We start from the raw sequence: 6,263 nt of genomic DNA on the forward strand, positions 1-6,263 counted from the left end.
GTCGTCCATCACCGCCAGCCGCGTCGCCGCCAGCAGCGCGAAACGCTGCAACAGGCTGCGCCGACGCGCCGGCGGCATGCGGACGACCGGCGGGGGGCGCAGCATCTCCGCCATCCCGTCCGCCGCCACGATCAGCCCCGCTTCTTCGGGCAGCAGGGCGCGCGGGAAATCCGCATCGACGGCGAAGCACAGCCCGTCGCACCACGCGCCGTAGTCGGGCCATTTCGCGTCGGTCAGGAAGTCGCGGGCGCCGGATTTCACCTCGATCACGACGAACGCCCCGTCGGGCAGCAGCGCGAGGATGTCCGCGCGCCGGCCGTTGGGCAGCGCGACCTCGTGCAGCGGCGCCCAGCCGAGTTGCAGGCACAGCCGCGCGGTGGCGCGCCGCACCCGCGCCGTCCGGTCCGCCCAGCCGATCATCGACGTCTCGTCCACGCTTTGTTCCTAGCGCGCCGTCGCGATCCGTGCCACCTCTGGCGCCGCGAGCAGACGCAGGTGAGCGAGACGATGCGACGCCCGACCCCCACGCATGGTAGCCCGCCGAGCGCGGACGACATCGCCGACCTCGCCGAACGCGCCCTTGCGGGCCTGCCGCCGGCGATGGCGCGGCACGTGCGCGGCGTCGGCATCCTGGTCGACGAGATGCCCGATGACGAGCTGCTGGCCGAGATGGGGATCGCGACGCCGTGGGAGCTGACCGGCCTCTATCGCGGGGTGCCGCTGCCGCTGCAAAGCCACGAGGACATCGCCCGGGCGCCGGCGCTGATCCACCTGTTCCGCCAGCCCATCCTGCTCGAATGGATCGAGACGGACGAGGACCTGTTCCGTCTCGTCCGCAGCGTGCTGATCCACGAGATCGCCCATCATTTCGGCTTCAGCGACGACGACATCGCCGCCATCGAGGGCGATCCGGACTGAGCTACAGGCGCAGCAGATAGCTGTGTCGCCCCTCCAGCACCCGCTCGCCGCGCTGGTTGTCCACCGTCGCCGCCATCACCACGACACCGGTGCGCCGCTGCGGCCGCAATTCGGCGATCTCCAGCAGCGGATACAGCGTGTCGTCGGGAAAGACCGGGCGCAGGAAGCGCGCGGAGACCTCGGTGAAGCCGATCAGATGCGGCCCGACAACATGCGGAAACAGCCCCGCGCCCGCCGCCGTCAGCGCCACGACATGCAGCCCGTGCGCGAGCATGTCCGGATGGCCGAGCGCCTGGCAGTACGGGCGGTCGTAGTGGATCGGATGATTGTCGCCGGTCAGCGCCTGGAACGCCGCGAAATGCGCATGGGTGATCGTGCGCGACGGGAGCGGGAACCGCTCGCCCACCGACAGCTCCGCAAAGCCGCGGATCGGCAGCAGCGGCGTGCCGGGAAGCTTCGGCCGCGTGTCTGGCATGCTTAGACCTCCCTGCGCCCGCCTTTGCCTTGACAGGGTCGGGGCGGGCGGGCGTGATCCGATCATCCCATAGGACGCAGGCGCGTGACCGCAAAGGGGCGATCTCCCTGCCCGCGCGCCTGACATATCAGTCGAGGAGGGACGGCCGACCGTGACCGAGAACGCAGCGACCACCGAGGCGCCGCCGGTCGGCGCGCGCGTCTACGACGCGATCGTCATCGGCGCGGGCTTCTCCGGCCTGTACCAGATGCTCCGCCTGCGCGAGATCGGGCTTTCGGCGCGGGTGCTGGAAGCGGCGGACGGGGTCGGGGGCACCTGGTACTGGAACCGCTATCCGGGCGCGCGCTGCGATTCCGAAAGCTACTACTACTCCTATTCGTTCTCCGACGAGTTGCAGCAGGAATGGACGTGGAGCGAGCGCTATCCGGGGCAGGCGGAGATCCTCCGCTACCTCAATCACGTCGCCGACCGCTTCGACCTGCGCCGCGACATCCAGTTCGACACCCGCGTCGCCGCGGCGAGCTATGACGGGGCGGCCAACCGCTGGACCATCACCACGACCGCCGGCGAGGTATTCGTCGCGACCTTCCTGATCACCGCCGTCGGCTGCCTCTCCTCGGCCAACGTGCCGGCGATCCCCGGGCTGTCGGACTTCACGGGCGCCTGGTACCACACCGGCGAATGGCCGCATGACGGCGTTGATTTCACCGGCAAGCGCGTGGGCCAGATCGGCACCGGCTCGACCGGCATCCAGGCGGCGCCGGTCATCGCGTCGCAGGCGGCGCATCTGACGGTGTTCCAGCGCACGCCCAACTACAGCATCCCCGCGCGCAACGGCCCGATGGACCCCGAGTTCGACCGCGCGATCAAGGCGAACTATGCCGAGGTGCGGCGCAAGACCCGGCATTCGGTCAACGGCCACCCGTTCGACATCTCCCCCGTCCGCGCCCTCGACGTGCCGGAGGACGAGCGTCTCGCCTTGTACGAGCGCGCGTGGGAGGTCGGCGGCCTGCAGTTCCGCGCGGTGTTCCACGACCTGCTGACCAATCGCGCGGCCAACGACACCGCATCGGACTTCATCCGCGCGAAGATACGCGCCATCGTCCGCGACCCGGCGGTGGCCGAGACGCTGATGCCCTATGACCACCCGTTCGCGACCAAGCGGCCGCCGATCGACACCGAGTATTTCGAGACGTTCAACCGCGACAACGTCTCGCTTGTCGATCTGCGCCGCACGCCGATCGAGCGCATCACCCCGGCCGGCATCCTGACCACCGAGCGGGAATACAAGCTCGACATCATCGTCTTCGCGACCGGCTTCGACGCGATGACCGGGCCGCTGCTGCGCATCGACATACGCGGCGAGCACGGCACCGCGCTGCGCGACGCCTGGGCGGACGGGCCGCAGACCTATCTCGGCCTGCAGGTCGCGGGCTTCCCCAACCTGTTCACCATCACCGGGCCAGGCAGCCCGTCGGTGCTGAGCAACATGCCGATCGCGATCGAGCAGCACGTGGACTGGATCATCGACTGCATCCAGCACATGCGCGCCAAGGGCCTCGCCCGCGTCGAGGCGACGGAGGAGGCGCAGGCGCGCTGGGTCGCGCACGTGAACGAGGCGGCGCACGCCACGCTGCTGCCGCAGGCGGCGAGCAGTTGGTATCTGGGCGCCAACGTGCCGGGCAAGCCGCGCGTGTTCATGCCCTATGCCGGGGGCGCCGGACGCTATCGGAAGATCTGCGAGACCGTCGCGGCCAACGGCTACGAAGGCTTCCGCTTCCGCGCCGGATAGCGCGGGAGGTCGGGGCGGCCGGCCGCGCCTAGCCGGCCGCGTCCGCCTCGGCGGGCGTCTTGCCGCCCGCGCCGCGGGCGTCGTCGCGCAGCCGCGCCAGGACCTTGCAGGAGTCGATCGCATGGCCCTGCGCCAGTTGCCCGGCGGCGGCGGCATCGCCGCTCACCACCGCCTGCAGGATCTCGTCATGCTCGTCCCAGAACGGCCCGAGCTTGGTGGGACGTTCCGCCAGCAGCATGATGGAGCGGCGGACATGGTGCCAGTTCATCCGCGCCGCCTGTTCGATCAGCCGGTTGCCGGACAGCTGGTAGATGAAGCCGTGGAACGCATAGTCCGCCGTCGCCATGGCGCCGAGATCGCCGTCGGCGACCGCGGCGCGGCCGGTGCGGATGATCTGCTCGCCCCGCGCGCGGTCGGCCCGCGTCGCGTTCCTGGCCGCGGCGATCGCGGCGGCGCGGTCGAGGGCGGCGCGGAACTCGTACAGCTCGCGCGCGAACTCCGTGTCGATCGGCGCCACCACCAGCCCGCGCCGCCCGGTCTCCGTCAGGAAGCCCTCGCGGCGCAGCTGCTGCAGCGCCAGATGCACGGGCTGGCGCGACACGCCGAGCCGCTGCGCGAGGTCGTCCTGAATCACCCGCGTGTCGGGCGGCATCAGCCCGTCGCAGATGGCCTCGCGGATCGTCTCATAGACGGCCTGTCCGATCTGCGGTCCGGGGGTGATCTGATGCATGAGCGGTCCGATGGTTTGGGCGGCATCCGGCGACGACGGCGCCGCAGCCTCGATATGGTTTTCTACCGGATGTCACCAACCCGCGCCACGCACAAGCCGCCGGGGCTATAGCAGGGCCCATGGACCCGATCGCGCTTTATATCCACTGGCCCTTCTGTCTCGCGAAATGCCCGTATTGCGACTTCAACAGCCATGTCCGCGACGCGATCCCGCAGGCCCGCTTCGCCCGGGCGCTTCGGCGAGAGCTGGCCTGGGAAGCGGCCCGGATCGGACGGCGGCGGCTCACCTCGATCTTCTTCGGCGGCGGCACGCCGAGCCTGATGGCGCCCGAGACCGTCGCCGCGCTGATCGACGACGCGACGACCCTGTTCGCCGCCGATCCGGCGATGGAGGTCACGCTGGAGGCCAACCCGACCAGCGTCGAGCGCGGCCGCTTCGCCGCCTATCGCGCGGCGGGGGTGAACCGCGTCTCCATCGGGGTGCAGAGCCTGGATGACGCCGACCTGCGCCGCCTCGGCCGGCAGCACGACGCGGCGGCGGCGATCGCGGCGCTGGAGGCGGGGCGGGCGATCTTCCCCCGCCTGTCGTTCGATCTGATCTATGCCCGGCCCGGCCAGACGCCGTCGGCCTGGGCCGCGGAACTCGACCGGGCGCTCGCGCTCGCGGCCGACCACCTGTCGCTCTATCAGCTCACCATCGAGCCTGGCACGGCGTTCGAGGCGGAGGCGCGCGGCGGCCGCCTCGTGCTGCCGGCGGGCGACGCGGCGGCGGCGCTCTACACCGCCACCGGCGAGGCGGCGGCCCGTCACGGCCTCGCCGCCTACGAGGTGTCGAACTATGCCCGCCCGGGGTCGGAGAGCCGGCACAACCTGACCTACTGGCGCTATGGCGACTATCTCGGCATCGGGCCGGGCGCGCATGGGCGGATGCGACGGGACGACGGCGCGATCCACGCCGTGCGCCGCCACCGCGCGCCCGAACCCTGGGCGACGCTGGTGGAGACGCAGGGCCACGGCACGCGCGAGGATGCACCGCTGCCGCCCGATGACGCCGCGCGGGAGGCGCTGCTGATGGGCCTGCGCCTCGCGGAGGGGATCGACACGGCGGCCTTCGCCGCCCGCACCGGAGTCGCCTTCGCCGACGCGACCGACCCCGCGATGCTGCGCGCCGCCGCCGAGGAAGGCTATCTCGACTGCGATCCGGCCGCCGGACGGGTCCGCGCGACGGACGAGGGGCGGCTGCGTCTCGACGCGCTGCTCGCCGCCATCGCGCGCTGAGCCGCCAACGGCCCGCCCCTCGCGCGGCCGAGCCGTCAGTCCAGGACGAAGTCGAACGCATCTCCCCGCCGCACCACCCGCCCGCTGGACGGCTGCGGGAAATGCGCGGTGCAGAACACGGTCGGCGTGTCGCAATAGGTGCCGAACAGCGCCCGGCGCGTCCGGCCGGCCATCGCCGAATCATAGTCCGACATCATGCCGAGGTCGGGCATCCGCGCCTGCAGCGGCGAGTGGACCATGTCGCCGGTGATGATCGCGTCGGCATGGCCGCGTCCGACCTTCACCGAATAATGGTCGATCGTATGGCCCGGCGTCGGGATCAGCGCGACGAGGTCATCGAGCGCGTGATCGCTCCGCACAATCTCCGCCTGCCCGGCCGCGACGACCGGCAGGACGGAGTCCGTCACCGATGGGCAGGACTCCGGGTCCTGCGCCTGCCGCTCGGTCCAGAACGCCAGTTCACGCTCGGCGAACAGATAGCGGGCGCGCGGAAAGGTCGGGACCCATCGCCCGTCGCGCAGCCGCGTGTTCCAGCCGGTGTGATCGGTGTGCAGATGCGTGCACATCACGTAGTCGATATCGTCGACGGAAAAGCCGGCGGCGGCGAGGTTCGCCTCGTACTGGGGGCTGTCGAGCATGTGCCAGAACGGGCGCGACGGCCGCGGCTTGTGGTTGCCGACGCAGGTGTCGACCAGGATCGTGTGGTGCGGCGTGCGCAGGATGTAGCTCTGCACGCACAGCACCAGCCGATCGCGCGCGTCGATGAAGCGCGGCTGCAGCCAGTCGCGGTTGGCGTCGAGCACCTCCGGGCTCAGCGTCGGGAAGAAACTGAGCACGTCGAAGATCGGCGCCTCCTGCTCGACGATGCGGTGAACCTCGATGTCGCCAAAATGCAGCGTTGCCGCCATGCGCCCCTCCCGTGACCGTATAGTCCCGCCGGCACCCTACGGCGCCCGTCCCCGCACGGCCACCGCGCGCCCGCCGCCCTAGTTCTCGGCCAGTTCCAGCGCGCGGGCGTAGACGACGCGGCGCGGCAGGCCGGTCGCCGCCGCGACGAGGGCGGCGGCGTCG

8 protein-coding genes are annotated in these 6,263 nt (G+C 71.1%); 3 read left to right on the forward strand and 5 right to left on the reverse strand.

What is annotated here, in order from left to right:
• On the reverse strand, nucleotides 1–435 hold a 435-nt coding region (locus B8460_RS17900; RefSeq protein WP_373855915.1), incomplete at its 3' end, for an MmcB family DNA repair protein.
• A 60-nt stretch (nucleotides 436–495) separates the two neighbouring features.
• Here B8460_RS17900 and B8460_RS17905 point away from each other — a divergent pair.
• Entirely contained in the window at nucleotides 496–918 is a 423-nt protein-coding gene (locus B8460_RS17905; RefSeq protein WP_241771239.1) for a metallopeptidase family protein, read from the forward strand.
• 1 nt (nucleotide 919) lies between these two features.
• On the opposite strand, the gene B8460_RS17910 is transcribed toward B8460_RS17905, so the two are convergent.
• Nucleotides 920–1,393, reverse strand: coding sequence for a MaoC family dehydratase (locus B8460_RS17910; RefSeq protein WP_048862982.1), 474 nt, complete (start codon nucleotides 1,391–1,393; stop codon nucleotides 920–922).
• A gap of 151 nt (nucleotides 1,394–1,544) precedes the next feature.
• On the opposite strand from B8460_RS17910, the gene B8460_RS17915 reads away from it, so the two are divergent.
• Entirely contained in the window at nucleotides 1,545–3,185 is a 1,641-nt protein-coding gene (locus B8460_RS17915) for a flavin-containing monooxygenase (RefSeq protein WP_048862983.1), read from the forward strand.
• A 28-nt stretch (nucleotides 3,186–3,213) separates the two neighbouring features.
• On the opposite strand, the gene B8460_RS17920 is transcribed toward B8460_RS17915, so the two are convergent.
• Nucleotides 3,214–3,915: a GntR family transcriptional regulator gene (locus tag B8460_RS17920; protein WP_048862984.1), complete on the reverse strand. Its 702-nt coding sequence runs from the start codon at nucleotides 3,913–3,915 to the stop codon at nucleotides 3,214–3,216.
• A gap of 119 nt (nucleotides 3,916–4,034) precedes the next feature.
• On the opposite strand from B8460_RS17920, the gene hemW reads away from it, so the two are divergent.
• On the forward strand, nucleotides 4,035–5,192 hold the full coding sequence (gene hemW, locus B8460_RS17925) for a radical SAM family heme chaperone HemW (RefSeq protein ID WP_048862985.1): 1,158 nt from the start codon (nucleotides 4,035–4,037) through the stop codon (nucleotides 5,190–5,192).
• 35 nt (nucleotides 5,193–5,227) lie between these two features.
• Here hemW and B8460_RS17930 read toward each other — a convergent pair whose 3' ends face one another.
• Nucleotides 5,228–6,100, reverse strand: a complete 873-nt coding sequence (locus tag B8460_RS17930) for an MBL fold metallo-hydrolase (protein ID WP_048862986.1) — start codon at nucleotides 6,098–6,100, stop codon at nucleotides 5,228–5,230.
• Nucleotides 6,101–6,178: 78 nt separating this feature from the next.
• The coding region (locus tag B8460_RS23805) for a hypothetical protein (protein WP_373855916.1) at nucleotides 6,179–6,263 on the reverse strand (85 nt) is incomplete at its 5' end.

The organism is Acidisphaera rubrifaciens HS-AP3 (genome assembly GCF_000964365.1).
Taxonomy (GTDB): Bacteria; Pseudomonadota; Alphaproteobacteria; order Acetobacterales; family Acetobacteraceae; genus Acidisphaera; species Acidisphaera rubrifaciens.